Here is a 25555-nt window from a genome sequence, read left to right on the forward strand (position 1 = left end):
ACCGTTCAAAATTTTCCCAGAAAAAAGCACAGCCCTTCACCGAAATCTCTGCCTTTGCATGGCAGGAGGACTGCTTTTTTCCCGAAGCGATGGCTTCTATAATCCTAACAGTTGTTTTTTCTTTAAGGCAAATTCTTCTTCAGTCAAAATTCCTTCATCGACCAACATTTTCAGTTCGCGAAGATCAGCAATGACCTGTTCCGTCGGGGTTACAGTTGGTCGCGGGGGCAGTATCGCATGCTTACGGGGGAAGTTAGTGAGATAGCGCTGTATGATCCGAGCAATCAGCAGGTCTTTTTCGGCAAAGCAAAGGGAGTGGTTTGGTTCCGTCCTTCTGCGAGAATGGGTTTCTCTGATTGCCCCGCCGCCAATATACAGTTCCAAGAAGCCATTGCCTTTCCAAAGACCAGATTCGGCAACTTCTTTCAGACTGACACTGGTGATCTGGGGAATCTGCAAAACCTGCTTTTCTTTCTTTTTGTAGTCGATGATCGTGAGGGTATCTTCTGCGATGATCCAAGCATCACGATAATGATAAGACAGTAATTTGATTTTACCAGCCTCTTCATCCACGTAACTTTTGGCTGATTGTCCGCCAAGTGCTGCCAAATGATCCGTTAAAAATTCATAGGCTTTTTGGGCATCGATTCGATTGGTGAAATAAAGCAGATGAGAATTACCTGGTACCTGCAGTCGGAGGTAGTCCACTAAGAGACCTTTGCCTATGTGTAATTCCACATCGGCAATTTTTGCCATGGGAATCTTTTCATCCGGGATTTTTGGATGGGTGTTGTTTATCCAGACGCCTTTTTTCGTAATGAACCAACGACAGCTGGCATCATGTCTGCGATTCTCTCGATATTTTTTTGAATACAGAATAATGGGTTCCTCGTAGGTTTCATTAGGTGTTCTCGTCAAAATACTTACCTCCTTAAACGTAATAAGTAATATTTTATTCAATTATACAACAAATAGCGTTTTTATTCGTTTTATTCTGATGAAAATAAGGGTGTTTTGTCGTTTTCCTTCTTTTCGTTATGGTTTTTTAGAAAAAAATCCCTAGCAGCAATTGACAAGGAAGCGGTTTCTTGGTATCTTAGATGTACGGACAACTTTTGAAAGATGGGGTAAAAATGGCGAATAAGTACGAACAACTAGCGGATATCTTAAGAGAAAAGATCCGCTTAGGCACCTATCAAGAAGGCGATGCGATCCCTTCAGAAGCAACCTTACAGGAAGAATTTCATTATAGCCGCCACACGGTGCGCCAAGCGATCGCTGTTTTGGTCAATGAAGGTTATTTAAGAAAAGAACGGGGCTCAGGTACCTACGTTTCAAAACCTGAGACTGTCAATCGTAAAAACCGCAAAACGATTGGGATCATCATGACCTATTTGTCTGATTATATTTTCCCATCGATCATGCGTGGCGTGGAGCAGACATTGCGGGAGCAAGGCTACTCACTGCTTTTAGGCTCAACCAACAATGACCATGAGCAAGAAAGAGCGTGCTTGCAGCAAATGATGGATCAAGGGGTAGACGGGTTGATCGTTGAACCAACTAAGAGCAGCCAGTACAACCCGAATCTTGCCTATTATGTCGCCCTCCAAGAAGCTGGGATTCCTCTCGTCATGATCAATGCCTATTACGAAGAACTAGACTTGCCGCATATTTGTGTCAACGATACACGTTCTGGGTTTTTAGCAACCAATTATCTATTAGAACAACAGCATCAGCAGTTGATGATGATCACGAAAATCGATGACTTACAAGGGAAATATCGGATGAAAGGGTTTGTCAAAGCGTTGACCCAAGCCAAGCGGACGTTTGCAGCAGAAGACGTCTTGACGTATACGACGGAGACGAAAGAAGCCGTTATTGAACAAGCGATCCAGCGCTTGACGGCTGCCGATAATCAAGTCACAGGCATCGTTTGTTACAACGATGAGATCGCGCATCGTTTGATTCAAGCATTGACGGCTGCTGGGAAGAACGTTCCTACTGATTTTTCGATCGTAGGAAACGATGACTCGCCCCTTAGCACCTTGTCCACACCGACGATCACCACACTGACTCACCCGAAAGAAGCGATGGGGGAATTGGCAGCACAATGGATCACTACAGGTAAGGCAACAGAAGCACAACGCTTTTATTTTGAACCAGAGCTGATCGTTCGCGGTTCAGTCAATAACCAAAAAGGAGAGTAAGAAGATGACGCAACAAGTAAGGCAAGCAATTATTGACGGGCGCACGTCTCTTGGGATCGAGCTAGGCTCGACACGGATCAAAGCCGTCTTGATCGATGAACAGTTTCAGACGATCGCTTCCGGCAGCTTTGAATGGGAAAATCAATTGGGGCAAGGGATTTGGACCTACTCGCTAGAAGCGATTTGGCAAGGACTGCAAGCCAGCTACCAAGAGTTGGCGCACAATATCCAGCAGCAATTCGAGGTACCTTTGACGACGATCGGCAGTATCGGTTTTTCTGCAATGATGCACGGCTATATGGCCTTTGATCAGCAAGGCACGCTGTTGGTCCCTTTTCGGACATGGCGAAATGCGATCACGGAAGAAGCAGAAAAAGCTTTGACGGCATTGTTCCAATACAACATCCCGCAGCGTTGGAGTATCGCGCACTTGTATCAAGCGATTTTGAATCAAGAAGCTCACGTACCAGAGGTCGCTTTTTTCACTACCTTAGCCGGCTATGTGCATTGGCAGCTGACAGGGGAAAAAGTTATCGGAATCGGCGATGCATCTGGTATGTTCCCAATCGACAGTACGACAAAAAACTATGATGCGAATATGCTGCAGCAATTTGATGCACAAATCAGCAGTCAGGGGTATCCTTGGCAGATCAAAGACCTTTTGCCACAAGTGTTGACAGCAGGCGAACCAGCCGGCACATTGACGGCAGAAGGCGCAAAAAAACTCGACCCAACCGGTACCTTGCAAGCCGGCATCCCGTTATGTCCGCCAGAAGGCGATGCGGGCACTGGCATGGTTGCCACGAATAGTGTGGCACAGCGAAGCGGGAATGTTTCAGCCGGGACGTCGGCTTTTGCCATGATCGTCTTAGAAGAACCCTTAACGCAAGTGTATCCAGAGATCGATTTGGTCACGACGCCTTCTGGTGATTTGGTGGGGATGGTCCATACGAATAACTGTACCTCGGAGATCAATGCCTGGGTCAAACTTTTCCGCGAATTTGCCGACGCAGCTGGAATGAAACTTTCCACGGAAGAATTGTTTGCGACCTTATTCAACGAAGCATTGAAAGGGGATTCAGAATGTGGCGGGATGCTTTCTTATGGCTATTATTCTGGTGAAAATATCACTAAGATCCCTGAAGGACGGCCGCTTTTCGTCCGATCGCCAGAGAGTTCTTTTACTTTAGCAAATTTCATGCGCTTACATCTGTTTAGTGCCTTTGGTGCGATGAAGATCGGGATGAAGATTCTGGAAGCCGAAGACGTCGCCATTGATCGAATCGTTGGTCACGGTGGGATCTTCAAGACGCCAGAAGTTGCCCAACGTGTCTTGGCAGCTGTCATGGAAGCCCCAGTCACGGTCATGGAAACGGCTGGTGAAGGCGGCGCCTGGGGGATCGCCCTTTTAGCAGCATACCTTCGCCGTCACACGCCAGAACAATCCTTGGCCGCATTCTTGGCAGATCAAGTGTTTAAAAATGACCACGGCGTGACGTTAGCCCCAACGGAAGCGGACATTCAGGGATTCACCGTCTTTACCCAACGTTACCAAGCAGGGTTGCCGATCGAGCAAGCGGCAATCGATGCGTTGATTTAAAAAGAAAGAAGGGAATTTTGTGTTAGAAGGATTAAAAGAAGAAGTCTTTCAAGCCAATTTGGCATTGCCGAAGCAAGGATTGATCAAATACACCTGGGGCAATGTGTCAGCAGTGGATCGCCAACAGCAGTTGTTTGTCATCAAACCTAGCGGTGTTGACTATGAAACCATGCAAGCCAGTGATATGGTGGTTTGTGATTTTGAAGGCAACGTAGTGGAAGGGGCAAAAAATCCTTCCTCCGATACGCCGACGCATGCCGTTTTATACAAAGCATTTCCAGAAATTGGTGGGATCGTCCATACCCATTCTACTTGGGCAACGAGCTGGGCTCAGGCAGGACTCGATCTGCCAGCGATGGGCACGACCCATGCCGATACGTTTTATGGAGCAGTCCCCTGTGCCCGCTTTTTGACGCAAGCCGAGATCGATGAAGGCTATGAAGCACAAACAGGACAGGTGATCGTCGAAACCTTTAAGGAACGCGGCATCACGCCAGAAGAAATTCCTGGTGTCTTGCTTCACGGTCATGGACCGTTTACCTGGGGCAAAACGGCGGATGCGGCGGTGATGAACGCAGTTGTCTTAGAAGAAGTCGCTAAGATGAATTTTATCACGCGCCAGCTCAACAGTTACGCACCCGAATTGCCGCAGCGGGTCTTAGACAAACATTATTTACGCAAACATGGAGAAAATGCCTATTACGGGCAAAAATAACGAAAAAGGAGCAAGTAGAATGTTAGAAATCGGGAAAAAAGAATTTTGGTTCGTCGTAGGATCACAGCACTTATATGGAGAAGAAGCATTACAAGAAGTACGGGATCATGCAGAAGAAATGGTCAAAAGCTTAAATGACAGCTCAAAGCTGCCTTATCCAGTTGTTTTACAAGAACTCGCTGTTACTGCCGATACGATTACGAAAATCATGAAAGAAGTCAACTATCGGAATGAAGTCGCTGGGGTGATCACCTGGATGCACACCTTCTCACCTGCAAAAATGTGGATTCGCGGCACGAAATTATTACAAAAACCATTGCTGCACCTTGCCACTCAATACAATGAACAAATTCCATGGGAAACCATCGATATGGACTTTATGAACTTGAACCAAGCGGCTCATGGTGACCGAGAATACGGATTTATCAATGCCCGTTTGAAAAAGCAAAATAAAATCGTTGTCGGTTATTGGAAAAATGAAGCCATCCAAAAAGAAATTGCTGCTTGGATGGACGTGGCAGTCGGCTACAATGAAAGCTTCCAAATTAAAGTCGCTCGTTTTGGCGACAACATGCGTAACGTTGGGGTGACGGAAGGCGACAAAGTCGAAGCACAGATCCAATTTGGTTGGACCGTTGATTATTTTGGGATCGGCGATTTGGTACAAGTTGTCGATGCGGTGACTGACGAAGAAATCGATGCACTCTTTGAAGAATACAGCCAGCTGTATGATTTCGATTATGGCGATTACGACAAAGAAGAGTGGGCACGTCATGTCAAAGCACAAGCCAAACAAGAAATCGGTCTGCGCCGCTTCCTTGAAGCAGGCGGCTATACGGCATTTACCACGAACTTTGAAGACTTGTATGGTATGCAGCAGTTGCCTGGTTTAGCTGTACAACGCTTGATGGCAGAAGGCTATGGGTTTGCCGGTGAAGGGGACTGGAAAACAGCCGCTATTGACCGCTTGATGAAAATCATGGCTCACAATAAAGCGACTGGCTTTATGGAAGACTACACCTATGAGCTGACACCAGGAAAAGAAGCCATCTTGCAATCCCACATGATGGAAGTCGATCCGGTATTAGCAGCCAGCAAACCAAAAATCGTGGTTTCGCCATTGTCGATGGGGGATCGTGAAGACCCAGCCCGGCTCGTGTTTGACGGCCAAGGCGGCGAAGGTGTCGTGGTTTCGATGGCCGACTTTGGCACTCACTACAAATTATTGATCAATGAAGTCGATGCCTTTGAGCCAACTGAAGAAGCACCAAAACTACCGGTTGCACGAGTAATGTGGACGCCAAAACCAAACTTCCACGATGGCGTCAAACAGTGGATCGAAACAGGCGGTGGCCATCACACCGTTGTCTCACTTGTCCTAAATTCTGATCAGATCGAAACATGGGCGAAACTTGTAGGATTAGAATACGTAACGATCAAATAAGTACCCAATCACAAAAGGAACCGTTGGCGATGGTCGGCGGTTTCTTTGCGTTTTTCTTAAGCTTTCTTGCCTTCTGGCTGTAAAGTGCGGGCAAGCAAACCCTTGAAAGCACCAGCAATCAGCAAAATTGACTTTTAAATATAGGGGGCATAGACTTTTATGTAAGAGTGGAACAATGGACTAAAAGGAGGAGCACAATGAAGACAACCTACGATACACTAGAGTATTATCAGAAAATGAACGCTTGGTGGCGAGCAGCCAACTACCTTTCCGTTGGTCAGATCTATTTGAAAGACAATCCCTTATTGCGCCGCCCCATCGAAGAAAAAGACTTGAAAGTGAATCCAATTGGTCACTGGGGAACGATCGCCGGACAAAATTTTATTTACACCCATCTCAATCGCGTCATCAATAAGTACGACTTAAACATGTTTTATATCGAAGGACCGGGCCATGGCGGACAAGTCATGGTTGCGAATGCTTATTTAGACGGCAGCTACAGTGAGATCTATCCAAAAGCCACCCAAGACGAAGCAGGGATGAAACAATTATTCAAAACTTTCTCTTTCCCAGGTGGGATCGCTTCTCATGCGGCACCTGAAACGCCAGGTTCGATCCATGAAGGCGGCGAGCTAGGCTATTCCATCGCCCACGCTACCGGAGCTATTTTAGACAATCCCGATGTCATTGCAGCAGTAGTGGTCGGTGATGGTGAAGCCGAAACCGGACCGTTAGCGGGCAGCTGGTTTTCAAATACCTTTATCAACCCAGTCAATGATGGCGCAATTTTGCCTATCTTGCATTTGAATGGCGCCAAAATTGCCAATCCAACGATTTTGGCTCGTAAAAGCGACCAAGATCTCACGAAATATTTTGAAGGCATGGGTTGGACCCCTTATTTCGTAGAAGGGGACGATCCAGAAGCGGTTCATCCGCAATTGGCACAGAAGATGGATCAAGCCATCGAACAGATCCACGCGATCCAAGCAGAAGCCCGCAAAGGTTCTGCGGAAGAAGCCGCTATGCCTCATTGGCCTGTTTTAATCGTTCGCACACCAAAAGGGTGGACTGGACCGAAAGTCTGGGATGGCGAGCCGATTGAAGGGGGCTTCCGTGCCCACCAAGTGCCGATCCCTGTCAATGCGAAACATATGGAACACGTGGATGCTTTGACGGATTGGCTGCAGTCTTATCGTCCAGAAGAGCTTTTTGACGAAAACGGCCGCATCAACGCTGAGATTCAAGAATTGGCGCCAAAAGGGGAGCAACGGATGGCTGTCAACCCAATCACCAACGGGGGGATCGATCCGCAACCGCTACGCTTGCCAGATTGGCAAGCACATGCCATTGCGATTGAGACACCAGGGGAAACGACGGCCCAAGATATGATGGTCTTTGGGAAATTTGCCCGTGACATCATCAAAGAAAATCCTGACAACTTCCGCATTTTTGGCCCAGATGAAGCCAAATCCAATCGGTTGAACCATGTGTTCGAAGTCACGGACCGCCAATGGTTGGAGCCAAAACATCCTGATTATGATGAATGGCTGTCTTCAGTGGGACGTGTGATTGATTCACAATTATCAGAACATCAAGCAGAAGGCTTCTTGGAAGGCTATGTGCTGACGGGGCGTCATGGCTTCTTTGCCAGCTACGAGTCATTCCTAAGAGTCGTTGATTCTATGATCACGCAGCACTTCAAATGGTTACGAAAAGCCCATGATCTTGACTGGCGCAACCCGTACCCCTCATTGAATTTGATCGCTTCATCAACGGTCTTCCAACAAGACCATAATGGGTACACCCACCAAGATCCAGGGATCATGACCCATATTGCAGAGAAAAAAGCCGACTTTGTGCGGGTCTACTTGCCAGCCGATGCCAATAGCTTGATGGCTGTCATGGCAGAAACGCTCGCTTCTGAAGAAAAGATCAATCTAGTGGTCTCTTCGAAACACCCACGTCCGCAGTTTTATTCGGCGGATGAAGCGAAAGTGCTTGTCAAAGATGGCTTGAAAGTCATCGACTGGGCATCGACAGATGAAGGACAAGAACCGGACATCGTGATCGCAGCTGCCGGGACGGAACCGAATTTGGAAGCATTAGCTGCTGTTTCCTTGCTGATTGAAGCCTTCCCAGAGTTGAAAGTCCGCTTCATCAATGTGGTCGATCTATTGAAATTGCGTCGTCCAGAAGTCGATCCTCGTGGGTTGAGCGATGAAGCATTCGAAGCCTACTTTACGAAAGACAAACCGATCGTGTTTGCTTTCCACGGGTATGAAGGACTGATTCGCGACATCTTTTTTGGCCGTCGCAACCAACAGCTTCATATTCATGGGTACCGAGAAAATGGCGACATCACGACACCGTTTGATATGCGGATCCTTTCTGAATTGGATCGCTTCCACTTAGCCAAAGACGCCGCCGAATGGGTCTATGGAGAAAAAGCAACGGACTTTGCCAAAAAAATGGCAGACACCGTTGCGTATCACCATGACTTTATTCGAGAAAACGGCTATGATATCGCCGAAGTCGAAGAGTGGGAATGGAAACCATTGCGTTGATTTTTTCTCCACAACACCAACGTAAGATAATTTAAGAACAGAAGAAGACCAAACAGTACAAAACGATCCGCAACAGGGTCGGGACGCCTTACCAAGGAAGCCCGACCGACTGTCTGCGGATCGTTTTTTTAAAAGACGTCGAAACCGTAATTTTTGATATGCTGTTTCAACAAGGCGAGATAGTCCAAAGCCATCTCGCTCAGTTCCATTTTCTTGTGTTTGAGGTAACCTAGGGTCATCGCATCATCGACTTCCAAAGGAATCGCAACGATTTTTTCATCATTCAGCTCACTGCTGATGATCCCAGAGCTGATGGTATAGCCGTTGAGACCCACCATCAAATTGAAAATCGTGGCACGATCGCTGATGCGAATGTGTTTTTTGCGTTGTAAAGTGCTTAAGATCTCTTCAGAAAAGTAGAAGGAATTGGTTTCCCCTTGTTCGTACGACAAATAGGTATAAGGTTCCAAATCAGCTAATGTGATGCTTTTTTTCTGAGTCAGTGGATTTTCTCGGCCGATGAAGACGTGGGGTTTGGCTTCAAATAAAGGAATGAATTGCAGGTCTTTTTCGTGGATCAAACGGGTGAGGACCGTCGTGTTGAAATCATTCAGATAAATGACCCCCAATTCGCTCTTAAACGTCTGGATATCATCCAATACATTTTGTGTTTGGGTCTCCCGCAAGGTGAATTGAAATTCATCTTCCCCTAACTGTTTGACCAGCTCTACGAAGGCGTGGACGACGAAGGCATAGTGCTGTGCAGAAACACTGAAAACATGCTTGCGATGGCTGTCTTTGCGAAAGCGTTCGTCCAAGAGATTGACTTGGTCTAAAATATTTCGAGCATAGTTGAGAAAGGAACGGCCATCATCGGTCAAGGTCACCCCTAATTTACTACGGTAAAACAGCTGCAGATCATACTCTTTTTCCAACTCTTTCATGGCTTGGGAGAGGGATGGCTGACTGATGAAAAGCTGTTTGGCGGCTTCATTGAAAGAGCCGGTCTCTACGATTTTTTCCAAATATTCAAGCTGCTGGATACGCATGGGAAGCAACCTCCTTTTTGTGTTATAGGTATTGCCTATGGAATATATAAGTTTATAAGTATTATCTATAGTATAAGATGTTTGCTAGAATAAATCTAACAATTTTGAAAACTTTGTATAGGAGGAATGGATATGGCAACAGACAAATTTCAGCTTGTGGGGTCATTGTTACGACCACAAGATTTATTGGACTACAAAAATCAAATCGAGCATCGGGAGGACATCCGCTACCCGTTTTATGATGCGTTTCCTGGCTACCAAGAAACGGAAGCAAAAGCGATCGCTGACATCATTGAAGCGCAAAAAGAACACGGCATTACAGTCATCACAGATGGCGAACATGGCCGCTCGATGTGGCACCTGGATTTTCTCTGGGGATTAAAAGGCGTTGAGCGCTATATCTCCGATCATGGGTATGCCTTTGAAGATTTGGACGGTGGACATTTTGAAACGCGTAAAGACATCGGCATCCGGATCACAGAACCATTATCTGGCAAAAACCATCATTACTTGACATTGTTTAAAGAAACCAAACGCCAAGCTGGCGACCTGCCAGTCAAAATCACCGTCTGGGGGGCTGCCCACGCCTTTACCGAGCTGACTGTCTTTAACGACCTCGTTGGTGAAGGTCAGGTATATCCAACGAAAGAAGCCTTGCGGGAAGGGCTGCTTAACGCCTACAAGGAATTCTTGCAGGAATACCGAGAAGCCGGTGGTGAGATCGTTCAGTTCGATGATTGTTTATGGGAACTATTTGCTGAAGACAATGACAAGAGCTTCTTCACCCAAGGCAATGACGGCTTAGAAGCGTTAGCCGATGAATTCGTGGCGATCAACAACGAAGTCGCTGATTACGCCCACGAATTAGGATTAAAAGTCTGGACCCACAATTGTCGCGGCAATTACCAAAGCCGCGCGGCAGCCAGTGGTACCTACAAAGCGATCGCCGAAAAATTCTTACGTGATCAGCATTATGACCGCTTTTTCCTAGAGTGGGACGATGACCGTGCCGGTGATATCTCGGCTTTAGAAGCGCTGAAAGATCGTCCAGAAGTGGAGGTTGTCTTAGGCTTATTATCCAGCAAAACCGCCACATTAGACGATGAAGAGCGAGTGATCGCCTTATTAGACAAAGCTAGTCAAATCATTCCTAAGGAGCGGCTTTATCTTTCTCATCAATGTGGCTTTGCCTCTTGTGACTGCGGCAATGAGCTTTCGACTGAGCAGCAATGGGCAAAAATCAAGCAAGGGCAAGCCTTAGCTGAAGCATACTTCGGTTAAGCAGTTGCGTCTTCTTTTCCCTGAATCTTCCCCTCGAAATCGGTGCATGCGACAAAGTTTCGAAAATTTCAGAAAAAATGTTTGACATTTTCTTTAAGAGCGAGTAAAGTAAGACACAACTTAATGAAACAGACATCGAAAAGAAGAGTAGCAAGGCTTGCTGTTTGAAGAGAGTCTCTGGTTGGTGCAAAGAGATAACGCATGGTTGTGAAACACATCTTGGAGTCGTTTTTCCGAAAGAAAAGTAGGAGAGACCGGGTTTGCCCGTTACAGCAGCAGTCATTGATTGATGACTTTCTGAGTTCAGTTGCTGTGAAGCACTGATAAACAAAGGTGGAACCGCGTTGATAACGTCCTTTAGCTGTAATGGCTAGGGGACGTTTTTTTCTCTTTTTTTGCGGCTCACCGAAAACCGAAAGTGGAAGGATCACAAGGACTGCACGAGGCCTTTTCCTGTGAAGGAAAGGCAAATTGAGGTGGAACCACGTATCTAGCGTCCTCTGGCAAATGCCAGTGTGCGCTTTTTTTGTTTTTCTTTTTTAGAAAAATGAAACTTGCCAGTTGCCCTCACCAGCCAACGCACAGCGCCACATAAGCGTCGGAGTAAGCCGTCGCTAAGCTGTTTTTCTGCCAAGCGAAATTGAAACCTATCAAGGAGGAAGTCACCATGTTTGAGTATTTAGTCAATGTTATGCCCCAACTAATTTCAGGAACCGGAATCACCGTTAAATTGTTCGCACTGACCTTAATCGGGTCCATTCCCTTAGGCATCTTGTTTGCCTTTGTTTTGGCCAGCCGCCTGCGTATTTTGAAATTGATCGTGCAAGTCTACGTTTGGTTGATGCGAGGAACGCCTTTATTGCTGCAGTTGATCTTTGTTTTCTACGGTCTGCCGATTTTAGGGATCGTCTTTGATCGCTTTGAAGCAGCCTTGATCGCCTTTATCATCAATTACGCTGCTTATTTTGCTGAGATTTTCCGTGGGGGGATCCAATCGATTCCAGCCGGACAATACGAAGCTGCGAAAGTCTTGCGTTTATCCCCAATCCAAACGATCCAAAAAATCATCATCCCACAAGTTGTCAAGATCACCCTGCCATCTGTCGGCAATGAAGTCATCAATCTTGTCAAAGACACATCCCTCGTCTACATCTTGGGCTTGTCAGACGTGATGCGAATCGGAAAAATCGCCATGGAGCGAGACAGTACCTTGCTTCCGTTAGTTGGGGTTGGCTTGATCTACTTGGTGATGACGGGCGTCTTCACGTTATTGTTAAAACAAATCGAGACCAAACTGGACTATTACCGTTAGGAGGAACCACGTATGTTAGAACTAAAACAAGTATCAAAATCATTTGGCGCCAAAAAAGTCATCGATCAGCTAGACCTGACGATCGAAGACGGCAGTATCTTAGCGGTGGTCGGTCCTTCCGGTGGCGGGAAAACCACCTTGCTTCGGACACTGGCTGGGTTAGAAACGATCGATTCTGGAAGCTTTTTACTGGATGGCAAAGCCTTTGATCCCACCGACACAAAAGAACAAGAACAAGTCGTCGGTGTCGTCTTCCAAGACTTCCAATTGTTTCCCCACTTGTCGGTTTTTGAAAACATCACTTTGGCACCAAAAATGGTGCTAAAACAAGACAAAGCCACGTATACAGCAAAAGCCGAACAGTTGGCAGAAAAACTAGGGTTAAGTGACCTATTAGCTCAATACCCCTTCCAGTTGTCCGGGGGGCAGCGGCAACGGGTGGCTATCGCACGAGCGATGGCGATGAATCCCAAAGTGTTGGCCTATGACGAGCCTACCAGCGCCTTAGATCCAGGCTTGAGACAGCAAGTCGAACAGCTGATCTTGGATCTGAAAAAAGAAGGAGTGACCCAGATCGTGGTGACCCATGATTTGGTTTTTGCCGAAAATATCGGCGATCAATTATTAAAAGTAGCAGGAGAATAAGGGGGAGAACAAAATGAAAAAATTACTATTAACGGGAATCGCAGCAGCAAGTGTATTTTTATTAGGGGCGTGCGGCAGTAGCAATGACACCACAACCAGTGCCGCTGACAAAGAAGAAGTGATCGTCGGCCTAGACGATACCTTCGTACCGATGGGCTTTAAAGACGACCAAGGCAACATCGTTGGGTTTGATGTGGATTTAGCCACAGCGATTTTGGATCTAACAGGAACCAAAGTCAAATTTCAACCAATCGATTGGTCCATGAAAGAAACCGAACTAAGCAATGGCACCATCGATATGATCTGGAACGGGTATACCAAAACCGCAGCTCGTGAAGAAAAAGTATTGTTTACAGATACTTATATGGAAAATAAACAAGTCTTGGTCACAGCGAAATCAAGCGGCATTACTAGCTTCGATGATATGGCGGGCAAAGTCTTAGGTGCCCAAGAAGGTTCTTCTGGTTATGAGACCTTCAATAACCAACCGGAAGTTTTGAAGGATCTTATAGACGGCAATGACGCAACCTTGTATGCCAGTTTTAATGAAGCCTTTATCGATCTAGAAAACGGTCGGATCGACGGTCTTTTGATCGACCGCGTCTACGCAGAATATTATTTGACTCAAACAGGCAAAACCGATGACTTCAACGAAATCGAAAGCCCTTTTGAAGCAGAAGATTTTGCTGTAGGTGTGCGTAAAGACGATCAAGCCATGGCAGATAAAATCAACGATGGTTTGAAAGAATTGCAAGACAATGGTACCTTTGCTGAAATCTCTGAAAAGTGGTTTGGCGAAGACGTCACACCAAACTAAAAACAAGTCAACAAGAGGCACTGGCTGCTTAGCAGCTGGTGTTTTTTTATACATTCATTTCTTTTGCGTATCTAAGTAAAGAAGGAACGATTGAAGTATATACTTGTGTATACATATGCGTGCTCATGTTATAATGATAGGTAGCAAGGAAAATCCGATAAAGAGGGGTGAGCCGAGTGGAACATTATAAAGAGACCGCTCATTTGATTAAGTGGGGCAACGGACAAGGGGTTCGCTTGTCTAAGAAAATGATTCGAAAATTGGATCTCCAGGTAGGTTCTGAACTAGAAATGGAACTGGCAGAAGAAGTCAATGGCAAAAAACAGTTAGTTATTACAGAAAAGCAACCAGCAGGGGAGTTGTCCCCAGAGGAGAAACTTCGTTTAGTCGATTCTTTGCAAGGCATTTTAGCAGATTCATTTGAAACACCTCACTTTGTGGACATCAAAAAAGTAAGAAACGAACGGCGTAGGAAAAAATATCTGGGAGAATGAAAGGAACATGACCAAATACAAAGCCAAACGAGTCGTGATTGACACCAATGTGATCCTTGACTATTTATTAGGAAGAGGGTCTAAAAGCCATCAAGAAGCCATCAAACTGATATACAACAGTTCCATCTATGGACTTTGCGAGGGCGTGATTACGGCAAGTACATTAACGGATCTTTTCTATATTCTCGATGGAGCAGCAGGAGTCGATGCTCGGAGGGAAGTCAAAAAACTGATCCAAGTGCATACCGTCTTAACAGTCACGGAAGCAGATTGCGTTCAGGCGCTTGATTCAACAATGACAGATTTTGAAGATGCTGTTTTAGCAGCTTGTGCGAAGCGAAATCAAATCGACAGTCTAGTAACGACCAATACAGCTGATTTTAAATCATCAGGACTGATTGTCTATACAGTCGCTGAATTTGTTCACCAACTAAAAAGAGGATGATCACTGCTCTATCTGGCAGACATCCTCTTTTTCCTTTAAATTCCAGCAGCTAACCAAAATTTCTCACAGGAAAACTTTTGTTCGCCTTCTTTTTTCGTTATAATAGGGAAAGATGAAAAGAGGGATAGAAATGGCGCAAAAAAAACGCGCAAAGAAACGCAAAACAAAAAAACAACAAAAACAGCAAGAGAAATTAATGCTGGTCGGCGTCGGCCTGCTCTTTGTCTTGTTTTCGATATTTGGCTTTTTCCATTTAGGTTTTTTAGGAACCTTGATTGCCAACGGGTTTCGGATCGTTGGCGGAAACACGTACCAATTTTTGAGTGTTGCCCTAGCTGCTTATGGTGTCTGGTTAGCGATCAAAACGACCGATGCTCGGTTTAAGAGCATTCGGCGAGTGATCGGCTGTATATTGGTGTATTTTGGTTTACTGATCATCCTCCATGCGCAAATCTTTAGTAATGTGGTGGGAGAACAAGCCAATATCTTCCAAACGACGTGGATGACGCTGTTAGGCGATATCCGGCGCAGCCAAGTGACCCAAAATGTCGGGGGCGGAATGATTGGCGCCATGCTTTATGGGGCGACCTATTTTCTTGTTTCCCAGATCGGCAGCTACATCATCGCTGTTTTACTCATGCTGATCGGGGCGTTCTTGTTCAGCCAAATGAGCAGCCACGAGTTAGTGGAGCACCTGCAAGTAGCTGGTGACAAGCTGCAGCGGTTGTTAGAAGGCTCTCCAGAAAAGCAAGCCGAACGAGAAGCCCGCAAAGCGGAACGAGCAGCAGAGAAACAAGCGGCGAAAGAAGCCAAAAAAGAAGCCGAGCGAGCAGCAGTCATGGCGGAGATCAAAGAAAAGAATCAAGTCCGACCAATGACAGAAGACGAAAAATCAGCAAAAGAACAGCAGATGCAAGCGCCAGCTGATTTTGAACCTGAGCAGCTGAGCTTTGTACCCATCGACCACTTCCAAGAATTGCCGCAAGCGGCGGCACCAGAGGCCGCTCAAGCACCGCATCCAGCAGGAAACAAACCGGGACCAAGCAAAAAGGTCAACGAAGACGGGGAGATCCTCGATGACGATGGTGAAGTATTGGAATTTGAGATTTCGGAAGAAGCTGAAAATCGTGATTATGAATTGCCTTCAGCGCAATTACTCGATTCGATCCCTTCAACGGATCAAAGCAGCGAGTACAAAAAGATCGAACAAAATATTGGTGTGTTAGAAACCACCTTCCAAAGCTTCGGTGTTGACGCAAAAGTCGTCAAAGCTAGCTTAGGACCAGCAGTAACCAAATTCGAAGTTCAACCAGCAGTAGGGGTCAAAGTCAGCAAAATCGTCGGGTTGACCGATGATATCGCCTTAGCCTTGGCCGCCAAAGACGTCCGGATGGAAGCGCCGATCCCAGGGAAATCATTGATTGGGATCGAAGTTCCAAACAGCGCAGTCAGCATGGTTTCATTCCGAGAAGTGATCGAAGCCCAACCAGATCATCCAGATAAACTATTAGAAGTACCTTTAGGACGCGATATTTCTGGCCGTGTCCAAACGGCAGACTTAACGAAAATGCCCCATCTCTTGATTGCCGGATCGACCGGGAGCGGGAAGTCCGTAGCCATCAACGGCATCATCACCAGTATTTTGATGCGGGCAAAACCCCATGAAGTCAAACTGATGATGATCGACCCGAAAATGGTTGAATTAAATGTTTACAATGGGATTCCCCATCTCTTGACACCCGTTGTGACCAATCCTCGCAAAGCGGCGCAAGCGTTGCAAAAAGTGGTCAAGGAAATGGAAGAACGCTACGAAAAATTTGCGGCAACTGGGGTCCGAAATATTACTGGCTACAACGATTTAGTAATCAATAAGAATTTAGAAGATGGCGAAAATCGTCCGATCTTGCCATTCATTGTGGTGATCGTTGATGAGTTAGCTGACTTGATGATGGTTGCTAGCAACGAAGTCGAAGATGCCATCATTCGTTTGGCACAAATGGCGCGGGCAGCTGGTATCCATATGATCTTAGCAACGCAACGACCAAGTGTGGATGTCATTACAGGGATCATCAAAGCCAATGTTCCATCACGGATGGCGTTTGCTGTTTCCAGCGGTGTCGATTCTCGGACCATCATTGATGGGAACGGGGCCGAAAAACTGCTGGGCCGCGGCGACATGCTGTATCTGCCGATGGGTGAGAACAAACCGATTCGGGTCCAAGGGGCCTTTATTTCCGACCAAGAAGTCGAACGAGTGGTTGAATTCGTGACAGATCAGCAAGAAGCCAATTATGAAGAAAAAATGATGGTCACTGAGGAAGAAACGAGTGCCGGCAGCAGCGGACAACCGCAAGATGAGCTGTTCGAAGATGCCAAAGCCCTTGTGGTGGAAATGCAGACCGCCAGCGTTTCTCTCTTGCAGCGACGTTTCCGCATCGGCTATAACCGAGCGGCTCGGTTAGTGGATGAATTAGAAGATCAAGGTGTCGTGGGACCTTCTGAAGGCAGCAAGCCGCGGAAAGTCTTGATTGAGCCGCAACCAGAAGACATTCCTACCTTTGATGAATAAGGAGAACACCAGACCAATCCAATGAGAGAAAGGCGAGATAGCAATGAAACGCAAACACATTCTTTACCGTGATGTTGCCGATAAGCTCAAAGAAGACATCATGTCGGGTCGCTACCCGATTGGTTCATTTTTACCGACGGAAACAGAATTGGAAGCTACCTTCAATGTCAGCAAGATCACTGTCCGCAAAGCCATCGAATTGTTAGCGGCAGATGAGTATGTGGAAAAACGCAGCGGACGTGGGACGACGGTTTTAAGCAATCGCCCCTACAACAAGCTGTCAAAAGGCACGACGTTTAGCCAATTGCTTGAAAAGACCGGCAAGGAATACACAAAGAAAAACCTCAGCTATGAATTAGTCGAACTTGCGCCTGAACACCCTGCGTATTCTTTGATGGGCAAAGAAGTCATGCGTTTACGTCGCATGTACTATTTTGACCACCAACCTTTTATTTACTATGAGTACCATTTGCCAAAGCAACTAAAGGGAACCTCCATCGAGGTCTTTGAAGAAAAATCATTGTATCGCCTATTGGATGAACATCGAATGATCATCGATCGCTTTCAAGATGCGTTTGTGGCAACGACGTTGACTGAAGAGCAACAGAAGTTTATGATCACGCCGGAGGTCGCTGCCTTGAAACGAACCCGTTATTCGTATGATCTACAAGGAGAAGTGGTAGAATATACAGAAGGGATCTATAACACTGCCTTGCATCCGTATATGATCGAATTTGAAGCCTAGTCATTGATTAGGCTTTTTTAGCAAAAAGTGGTACCAAAATCAGAAGTGGAGCGTGAAATACATGAGAAAAATCGCCTTTTTAGGAGCCGGTAACATGGCAAAAGCTATCATTAATGGCTTGATTGCAGCAAAGCTGTATGAACCAGCAGAGATCTTGGTTTATAACCATCGCTACGAGCCGACTTTGGCACAATTAGAAAAAGAAACCGGAATCACTGGGACAACTAAGCTGGCGGATGTCACAGAAAAAGCAGAGATCTTCGTCTTAGCAGTCAAACCTTTTGTCTTTCCCCGCTTGCTTGCTGATTTAAAAGCAGGATTGACTGAGGAACACTTGCTAGTATCCATTGCCGCGGGTGTGACGATCGCGCAAATGGAAGAAATCATCGGTGCGCACAAAATCGTGCGGGTCATGCCAAATACCCCCGCACTTGTCGGCGAAGGGATGTCTTCTATCAGCCCCAACGGTCAAGTAACGGAAGCCGAAGCCAACGAAGTCAAACAACTTTTTGAAAGCCTTGGGAAAGCCGAGCAAGTACCAGAAAGCATGATCGATGCAGTCATTGGTGTCAGTGGTTCTTCGCCAGCCTACACGTATTTATTCATTGAAGCTTTGGCAGATGGAGCAGTGGCAGAAGGTATGCCGCGGCCGATGGCGTATGAATTTGCTGCTCAAGCGGTATTAGGCGCAGCGAAGATGGTACTAGAGACGAAGGAACACCCAGGTGTCTTAAAGGATCGTGTCAGCTCGCCTGGGGGCACAACGATCCAAGCAGTCAAAACCTTAGAGGAAAATGGCTTTCGTGCGGCTGTCATCAAAGCAGTGCAAGCAGCTGCTGACAAAAGTCGGGAAATGTCTTGATACCCAGTGAGTGAGGGGAAAATCTTAGCAAAACGAAGGAGCGTTTATGAAAGAACTTTTGATTTTTGATTTTGATGGATTGTTAGTCGATACTGAAAAAGTCTATTTTGATGGGTGGTTGGCTCTATTTAAAAAGTATCAGCTTCCGATTACAGCCGCTGATATTTTTGGTTGGCGTGGTCAAAGTTGGCAACAGACGGCTAGTAAATTAGCCGACCTCGTAGGCGGTCAGCAGCGGGTGCAGGAATTACGAGCAGAACGGGAAGTCTATATTGCCCAGCAAATAACTGATGGCACCTTCAAAACTAAACCCTATGCGAAAGAAACCATCGCATTGGCTAGGGAGAAAGGCTTCCAAACGGCACTAGCCACCTCGACGATGAAAAAAAGAGCCTCTGAATTGTTGGCGCATTTCGATTTGTTGCAGGCCTTTGACTATCAGACCTTTGGCGATGATGTCTCCGCCCATAAACCTGATCCCGCACCTTACTTGCTGACTTTAGAAAAAGCGCAAGCCGCAGCAGAAAAAGCATTAGTCATGGAAGATTCTCTTGTGGGAGCAACAGCTGCGACACGTGCGGAGATCGATGTCGTGTTGATTCCCGATCAAAGTTTTGATCAAGTCTACTCCCCAGAAGAGAAGGCCGGACTTCAGTTATATGGCGAAGCCACCTCACTGAAATATGTGTATGATTTATTGGCAAAGGATCAACTGAAATAACACCTAAAAAAGCTTCCTTTTCGTTGCAGAAAAAGGAAGCTTTTTTTGTGAAGAAAAGACCGGTAAAAAAACAGTTCAAAGGATATGAGTGGTTTGTTTTTCGCCATCATGGTAAAGTTAAAGAAAGTTTAACAATAAGCGAAAAAAAACAAAAAGTAAAGGGGTTTCATTTTGACAAAAACGTCCATTTGTCAAAAGGACTTTTCTTGGTCGATCGTAGCCGTTGGCGGCGGGGGAAAAACATGGTAAATTATCCTTCGACGAAGAACTAGTGGGGGAAGAAAAAAATGAATAAACTAAAGAATGTTTTCTATTTATATAAACTGGACTGGAAACGAATTTTCAGCAATCCAATCTCTGCATTTTTGATCATTGCCTTAATGATCTTACCCTCGCTTTATGCGTGGTTCAATATCAAAGCACTTTGGGATCCATATGGCAACACCAGTGAATTGCCAATCGCCGTGTATAGTGCGGATAAAGGGGCAGAATTTCAAGGCAAGCATATCGATATCGGTGATGAAGTCATCGACACCCTCCATGATAACAAACAGTTAGGCTGGCGTTTCGTGGATTCAAAAGAGGACTTGGTAGAAGGAGTCAAATCAGGAAAGTATTACGCCGGTATTTATCTGCCAGCTGATTTTTCAGATGATCTGATCAGCTTTACCAGCGGGACAATTGAAAAACCGACCATTGAGTATTACAGCAACCAAAAAATCAACGCCATCGCACCAAAAATCACCGAAAAAGGAGCCAGCAGTCTTCAAGAAGAGATCTCGCAAAACTTTATTGAGACTGCCAGCTCTACGTTAATAAAAGTCTTCAATGAAATCGGCTATGACATTGATTCCAACTTAGTCAGCATCAACAAAGTCAAATCCATGATCTTAGATACCGATGACAATTTGGCTACGATCGACGGTTATACGAAAGAGATCGTCACCTTGCACGATAAGTTTCCAGAAATCAAGGAAAAGATCGCAAAAGCTGAAGAATTTACCGATTATATCCCGCAAGTGGATGCCATGGGGGAAAAACTGATTGGCCTAAACGATAAGCTGCCGACATTGAAGAAAGAAGCCAGCATCATTTTGACCTTGCAAGAGAAGATCCCAGAGATCCAAAATGCCGGCAAACAATTGAAGATGATCGATGATGATTTTGATGACATTGCCAGCACCATGACGGACGGCATCGATACCGCCAAACAAGGACTGCAAGTCATCGAACAAGTTCAAGCCGCGTTACCACAGATCGAACAACTAGGCGACCAAGCCGCCAGCTTCGCCACATCGACCAAAGATGGGGCGCAACAGTTGCAAGATGCCCTGCCAAGTATTTCTAGCAGTGTGAAGGTGACGATTGAGTCGATCAGTCAAGTGGCAACAACTACTGCTAAATGGTCGAAGGCTCTGAACGATTCAATCAACCAGGAGCAGTTGGAACAAGATCGAGAATCAATCTTAAAAACAATTGATGGGTTGCAACAAAGCATTCAGCAACAACAAAGTATGCTAGATGCCTTAATTGCATTTTTAGGAAATATTGAAGGTTCAGCTGAAAATGCCCAAATTCAAGCCGTGATCAGTCAGTTAAATGACGCAAAAGGGCGTTTGACGAATGTATCTGGGTTGTTAACTCAGGTTAGAAATGCTGTGCAAAGCGGCGATGTTACAGCAGCTAAGCAATACCTTAGTCAAGTTACTGATGCAGCTAATAACGTTGCCAATCTCATGAACAGCATCAATGTTGATTCAATCACTGCAACCATCAACGACATTCTAACTAAACTAATCGAAACCATCACCACTGCCGAAGATGTCTTGAAAAAAGCCCAAGAAATCGATTTTGACTCGTTGCTGTCTTCCACCAAATCAGTGGTCAGCAATGCCGTGACGATTTTGGAAAAATACCAAAAAGAATTGCCTGCCATCAAGCAAGAATTGCACGATGCCAATACGATGCTGAATGGTCATATGGATGAAATCGTCAATGCCATCAACAAAGGAGCCGACCTGTACAACAACGAATTGCCAGTTGTCGAAGAAAAATTAGGGCTGGCCGTAGACTTCTTGCAAAACGATTGGCCAACCATCAAATCAGAAATCAGTTCTACGATGGCGATGGTGGATGAAAAACTGCCAGAAGTTGAAAAAGCCTTGGATGCGGCTGTCGATTTAATCAATAACGATTGGCCAAGTATCAAAGCAGGCATCCACAAAGCCGCTGATGCGATCCGAGCAGGAGAAAATGAAGTCGATCTCGGGGAAGTCATCAAATTATTGAAACTTGATGCCACGGATGAAGCCGACTTCTTCAAACAACCAGTGGAATTAAAAAGCAATGAAATCTACCCAATCGCCAACAATGGTTCAGCTAGCACACCATTTTATACCGCATTGTGTTTGTGGGTAGGGGCATTATTATTGTCAAGTGTCGCTACAACGGAGTATCATTTAGAGAAGAAAGACAAAAAACGCTTTACACAACGTGAAACCTTTGTGGCACGGATGCTGACGTTCTTGACGATGGCAGTCGCCCAAAGTTTGATCGTGACCCTAGGAAATATGTTTTTATTAGGCGTCGATGTCCACAACCCTGTGTACAGTGTCTTCTTCGCATTACTCGTCGGACTCGCCTTTATGATGATCGTCTACGTACTGGCGGGACTGTTCGGCAACCTCGGGAAAGGGATCGCCATCATTATTTTGGTTCTCTCCATTTCAGGTGGGGGAGGAAACTACCCAATCCAAGTCTCTGGGAAGTTCTTCCAATTCATTAATCCGCTACTGCCGTTTACTCATGCGGTCAATCTGTTAAGAGAATCAGCCGGTGGGATCTATTGGCCAAATGCTATCCCGCAGTTGATCATTTTAACGATTTTGTTCCTAGTCTTTGGGATCGTCGGTACGTACGCGTATCCTTATCTAGTCAACTCTACGAAGAAACTAAGTGACATTTCCAAAGAAAGTCATTTCTTCCACTAAAATCTTAAAGCAGAAAGAGCATTTGTTCTTTCTGCTTTTGTGCCATCACGTGAAATTTCTAATAATCAAAAGAGGGAAAAAGGGTCGTTTTTTCATCTGATTTTCATTGACTTTTCGCGGTTACAAGAGTAGCATACAGTCTTGATAATTCAATATTTGTGAGGATATCGTTACAAGTTTAACGAAGGATTTTTTCATGAAAAGGAGTGTAGAAAAAGTGGAGTATTTGAAACGTTTGTTGGTCGGACGTCCATTGAAATCCGCAGAGAATGATGAACAAAAACTGAGCCGGACGGCGGCCCTTGCGTTGCTATCTTCTGATGCTTTGTCTTCGATTGCTTATGGGACAGAGCAGATCGTTGTCGTATTAGTGGCACTTTCCGCTGCTGCTATCTGGTATTCATTGCCGATCGCTGCTTTTGTTATTATTCTTTTGATTTCATTGACCTTGTCTTACCGCCAGATCATTCATGCTTACCCTCACGGCGGTGGGGCATATGTAGTAAGTAGTGAAAATTTAGGGAAAAATGCGGGCCTGATTGCCGGCGGCTCTCTATTGATCGATTATATGCTGACAGTGGCAGTATCCGTCTCAGCAGGGGCAGAAGCTATCACTTCAGCTGTGCCGGCGTTGTTTGGTCATCAAGTGGCCATTTCTGTCGTGATCGTAATCTTGATCATGATGATGAATCTGCGAGGGTTGCGAGAATCAGCTAGCTTCTTGATGATTCCTGTCTACACCTTTATCGCAGTGATCACAGTCTTGATCGTGGTCGGTTTGTACAATATCGTAACGGGTGCGCAACCGTTAAATGCAACCGCACTACCGGGAGCGGTCGTACCTGGGGTATCCGTGGCCTTGATTTTACGGGCTTTCTCATCAGGTTCCTCTTCTTTGACAGGGGTCGAAGCGATCAGTAACGCGGTGCCGTTTTTCAAAAAACCACGGGCGAAAAATGCAGCTGCGACCTTGACAATCATGGCGTCGATTTTAGGATTCTTCTTTGTCGGCATCACTTTTATCAACTATTGGTATGGTATCGTACCAGAAACAGAAGTGACCGTCCTATCTCAAATCGGTTCTGCCGTTTTTGGTCATGGGTTTATGTACTACGTTTTGCAATTTGCTACGGCACTGATTTTAGCAGTTGCCGCAAATACCGGATTTTCAGCTTTCCCCGTGTTGGCGTATAACCTAGCGAAAGACAAATATATGCCGCATATGTATCAAGACCGTGGGGACCGTCTTGGCTATTCGAACGGAATCATCACCTTGGCTGCTGGTTCCATCGTATTATTGTTTATCTTCCAAGGATCGACCGAGCGTTTGATTCCTTTGTATTCCATTGGGGTATTTATTCCTTTTGCCTTGTCCCAAAGCGGAATGGTGATCAAATGGAGAAAAGAAGGCAAAGGCTGGTTCTTTAAATCGATCGCCAACATCGTTGGGGCTTTGATTTCCTTTGCGATCATTGCCATCTTGTTCGTGTATCGCTTAGGCGATATTTGGCCATTCTTTATTATCATGCCGATCCTCTTGTATATCTTTTACAAGATCCATGATCATTATAAAAAAGTCGCAGAACAGCTGCGATTGGAAAAACAAGAAGCACTGCATGTCTATGAAGGAAATACCGTGATCGTTCTCGTCGGAAATGTTACCCGAGTAAATATCGGCGCATTGAACTATGCCCAATCGATTGGTGATTATGTCGTGGCGATGCACGTCTCATTGGATGAAGATGTGAAGAAAGAAAAAGAGATCGAACAAGAATTTAAGCAAAAATTCCCAGACGTGCGTTTCTCCGTCGTTCATTCTTCGTATCGTTCGATTGAAAATCCAATCTTGCGTTATGTAGATCTAGTCAGCCGCAATGCAGCCAAACACAATTACACAACGACCGTCATCATTCCACAGTTTGTTCCAAGACGTCGCTGGCAAAATATTTTGCACAACCAAACAAGCCTGCGCTTGCGTTTCAGACTTTCTTGGCGTGAAAACATCATTGTAAGTACGTACAGTTACCATTTGAAGAAATAACAAAAACGCTAGTTTAGCGACCTGATTCCCAAAAGAAATGTTTGGGTCAGCCGCTAAGACTAGCGTTTTTTTTAGCTATAAAACATTTTTAGTTTGATATCTTGATCGTAATTCCCAAACCCCTTGCCAAAGAGGGTACAACCGCCGACATGCTCGGCATCTTCTTTGACTTCCACTTTTAAATGCCACGTATCTTCGTAGGCAGGTATATCCTTGATCGTAATGTCGGAAAGAGGAACACCTTCCATGTAGGTTCCATGATCCATGATGCGAATCGTCTTTAATAACCCGTACTGATTTAGATTGTCTGGATACCAATCCGGTGTATACTTGCCGCGAATATCTGCAAAATCCCCTGGGCTAGTCCATGTACCAAGCTCCACACCATTTAAGCTGAAGGTGATGTCTGACGGCCAGTTGTTATTGGAAAAAGGAAATTCAGACGAAACCTCCATTGAAATCTCCATCATTTCGAGTTTTTCTTCTTTTGCTAAGAAGTTTGGCGATTGGTATTCGACAAATCCTTTCGTAAACCACAAGATGCGGGCATCCATTCGTCGGGGATCCATGAAAAACTTCGGTTCATCTACCATTCCCACAAAATCAGCTGAAGTAGCAAGCCCGCACGTTGGTTCTACCGAATAATTTGTATAATGACCGATCGGTATCGCCGTTTCTTTCGTATCAAAGGCATTAAAGATTTTCTCAGGAAAGTTGATATCGATATGGTCCACTCTCAAACTGGAAATCTTTTTTTGCCCCACACGCTCTGTTTTGATGATTTTGGCTTCTTCTAATTTTTTGATATGCATCGTAATGATAGCGCTGCTTAAGCCTAACTCTTGTGCCAACTCTTTGACATTCATCTTGTTTTTAGCCAGCAATTGAATGATTTTGATTCGCACGTTACTGGCAAGTGCCTCATAGACAGGCAATGCTTCTTGATTGATTTCTAATTGCATCGTGTCACCTCCGCTTAAACTGTTTGATTTACTTGAATGTTAACATATTTGCTAATTTGTGTAAATAGCGTTGTTTATTTCGCTAGTTATTA

General features: G+C 45.4%; 21 protein-coding genes and 1 other annotated feature. Of the genes, 18 read left to right on the forward strand and 3 right to left on the reverse strand.

Annotated features, from left to right (window positions below; genetic code table 11):
- Window positions 1-96: 96 nt before the first annotated feature.
- On the reverse strand, window positions 97-918 hold the full coding sequence (locus IGK63_RS02110) for an SHOCT domain-containing protein (protein ID WP_008376140.1): 822 nt from the start codon (window positions 916-918) through the stop codon (window positions 97-99).
- 182 nt (window positions 919-1100) lie between these two features.
- Here IGK63_RS02110 and IGK63_RS02115 point away from each other — a divergent pair, with 182 nt between their 5' ends.
- From IGK63_RS02115 to IGK63_RS02135, 5 genes are all read left to right on the forward strand, one after another.
- Window positions 1101-2207, forward strand: a complete 1107-nt coding sequence (locus IGK63_RS02115) for a GntR family transcriptional regulator (RefSeq protein ID WP_016611413.1) — start codon at window positions 1101-1103, stop codon at window positions 2205-2207.
- Window positions 2208-2211: 4 nt separating this feature from the next.
- Window positions 2212-3807 (forward strand): xylulokinase, encoded by a 1596-nt coding sequence (locus IGK63_RS02120; RefSeq protein WP_016611412.1) that lies wholly within the window; start codon window positions 2212-2214, stop codon window positions 3805-3807.
- A 19-nt stretch (window positions 3808-3826) separates the two neighbouring features.
- On the forward strand, window positions 3827-4522 hold the full coding sequence (locus tag IGK63_RS02125) for an L-ribulose-5-phosphate 4-epimerase (RefSeq protein WP_008376133.1): 696 nt from the start codon (window positions 3827-3829) through the stop codon (window positions 4520-4522).
- Between the two features lie 19 nt (window positions 4523-4541).
- Window positions 4542-5966 (forward strand): L-arabinose isomerase, encoded by a 1425-nt coding sequence (araA, locus tag IGK63_RS02130; protein WP_034872064.1) that lies wholly within the window; start codon window positions 4542-4544, stop codon window positions 5964-5966.
- Window positions 5967-6163: 197 nt separating this feature from the next.
- Window positions 6164-8530, forward strand: a complete 2367-nt coding sequence (locus IGK63_RS02135; RefSeq protein ID WP_016611410.1) for a phosphoketolase family protein — start codon at window positions 6164-6166, stop codon at window positions 8528-8530.
- Window positions 8531-8658: 128 nt separating this feature from the next.
- On the opposite strand, the gene IGK63_RS02140 is transcribed toward IGK63_RS02135, so the two are convergent.
- Window positions 8659-9579 carry a LysR family transcriptional regulator gene (locus tag IGK63_RS02140; RefSeq protein ID WP_016611409.1) on the reverse strand — a complete coding sequence of 307 codons (921 nt, stop codon included), beginning with the start codon at window positions 9577-9579 and terminating at the stop codon, window positions 8659-8661.
- Between the two features lie 126 nt (window positions 9580-9705).
- On the opposite strand from IGK63_RS02140, the gene IGK63_RS02145 reads away from it, so the two are divergent.
- The 13 genes from IGK63_RS02145 (at window position 9706) to IGK63_RS02205 (ending at window position 24501) form a co-directional block, all read left to right on the forward strand.
- On the forward strand, window positions 9706-10860 hold the full coding sequence (locus IGK63_RS02145) for a cobalamin-independent methionine synthase II family protein (RefSeq protein ID WP_016611408.1): 1155 nt from the start codon (window positions 9706-9708) through the stop codon (window positions 10858-10860).
- A gap of 126 nt (window positions 10861-10986) precedes the next feature.
- Window positions 10987-11221: a binding site (T-box leader), on the forward strand.
- Window positions 11222-11527: 306 nt separating this feature from the next.
- Window positions 11528-12172, forward strand: a complete 645-nt coding sequence (locus IGK63_RS02150) for an amino acid ABC transporter permease (protein WP_005232226.1) — start codon at window positions 11528-11530, stop codon at window positions 12170-12172.
- 12 nt (window positions 12173-12184) lie between these two features.
- Window positions 12185-12817 carry an amino acid ABC transporter ATP-binding protein gene (locus IGK63_RS02155; protein ID WP_016611403.1) on the forward strand — a complete coding sequence of 211 codons (633 nt, stop codon included), beginning with the start codon at window positions 12185-12187 and terminating at the stop codon, window positions 12815-12817.
- 13 nt (window positions 12818-12830) lie between these two features.
- Window positions 12831-13634 (forward strand): amino acid ABC transporter substrate-binding protein, encoded by an 804-nt coding sequence (locus tag IGK63_RS02160; RefSeq protein ID WP_016611402.1) that lies wholly within the window; start codon window positions 12831-12833, stop codon window positions 13632-13634.
- Between the two features lie 176 nt (window positions 13635-13810).
- On the forward strand, window positions 13811-14128 hold the full coding sequence (locus IGK63_RS02165) for an AbrB/MazE/SpoVT family DNA-binding domain-containing protein (protein ID WP_016611401.1): 318 nt from the start codon (window positions 13811-13813) through the stop codon (window positions 14126-14128).
- A gap of 7 nt (window positions 14129-14135) precedes the next feature.
- Window positions 14136-14573, forward strand: coding sequence for a PIN domain-containing protein (locus tag IGK63_RS02170; RefSeq protein WP_016611400.1), 438 nt, complete (start codon window positions 14136-14138; stop codon window positions 14571-14573).
- A 130-nt stretch (window positions 14574-14703) separates the two neighbouring features.
- A complete protein-coding gene (locus IGK63_RS02175) occupies window positions 14704-17142 on the forward strand; it encodes an FtsK/SpoIIIE family DNA translocase (RefSeq protein ID WP_034872062.1) in 2439 nt (812 codons plus the stop codon).
- A 43-nt stretch (window positions 17143-17185) separates the two neighbouring features.
- Window positions 17186-17887: a GntR family transcriptional regulator gene (locus IGK63_RS02180; RefSeq protein ID WP_005232219.1), complete on the forward strand. Its 702-nt coding sequence runs from the start codon at window positions 17186-17188 to the stop codon at window positions 17885-17887.
- 61 nt (window positions 17888-17948) lie between these two features.
- Window positions 17949-18749, forward strand: a complete 801-nt coding sequence (proC, locus tag IGK63_RS02185; RefSeq protein WP_008376116.1) for a pyrroline-5-carboxylate reductase — start codon at window positions 17949-17951, stop codon at window positions 18747-18749.
- A 46-nt stretch (window positions 18750-18795) separates the two neighbouring features.
- A complete protein-coding gene (locus IGK63_RS02190) occupies window positions 18796-19470 on the forward strand; it encodes an HAD family hydrolase (protein ID WP_016611398.1) in 675 nt (224 codons plus the stop codon).
- Between the two features lie 47 nt (window positions 19471-19517).
- Window positions 19518-19742 carry a hypothetical protein gene (locus IGK63_RS02195; RefSeq protein WP_223347157.1) on the forward strand — a complete coding sequence of 75 codons (225 nt, stop codon included), beginning with the start codon at window positions 19518-19520 and terminating at the stop codon, window positions 19740-19742.
- 15 nt (window positions 19743-19757) lie between these two features.
- Window positions 19758-22460 carry a YhgE/Pip domain-containing protein gene (locus tag IGK63_RS02200; protein WP_016611396.1) on the forward strand — a complete coding sequence of 901 codons (2703 nt, stop codon included), beginning with the start codon at window positions 19758-19760 and terminating at the stop codon, window positions 22458-22460.
- A gap of 217 nt (window positions 22461-22677) precedes the next feature.
- Window positions 22678-24501, forward strand: a complete 1824-nt coding sequence (locus IGK63_RS02205; protein WP_034872061.1) for an APC family permease — start codon at window positions 22678-22680, stop codon at window positions 24499-24501.
- Window positions 24502-24572: 71 nt separating this feature from the next.
- Here IGK63_RS02205 and IGK63_RS02210 read toward each other — a convergent pair whose 3' ends face one another.
- The gene (locus IGK63_RS02210; protein ID WP_008376111.1) at window positions 24573-25463 is read right to left on the reverse strand and encodes an ArsR/SmtB family transcription factor; all 891 of its coding nucleotides are present in this window, start codon (window positions 25461-25463) and stop codon (window positions 24573-24575) included.
- Window positions 25464-25555 lie beyond the last annotated feature (92 nt).

It is taken from the genome of Enterococcus sp. AZ040 (assembly GCF_050499185.1).
Taxonomy (GTDB): Bacteria; Bacillota; Bacilli; order Lactobacillales; family Enterococcaceae; genus Enterococcus_D; species Enterococcus_D entomosocium.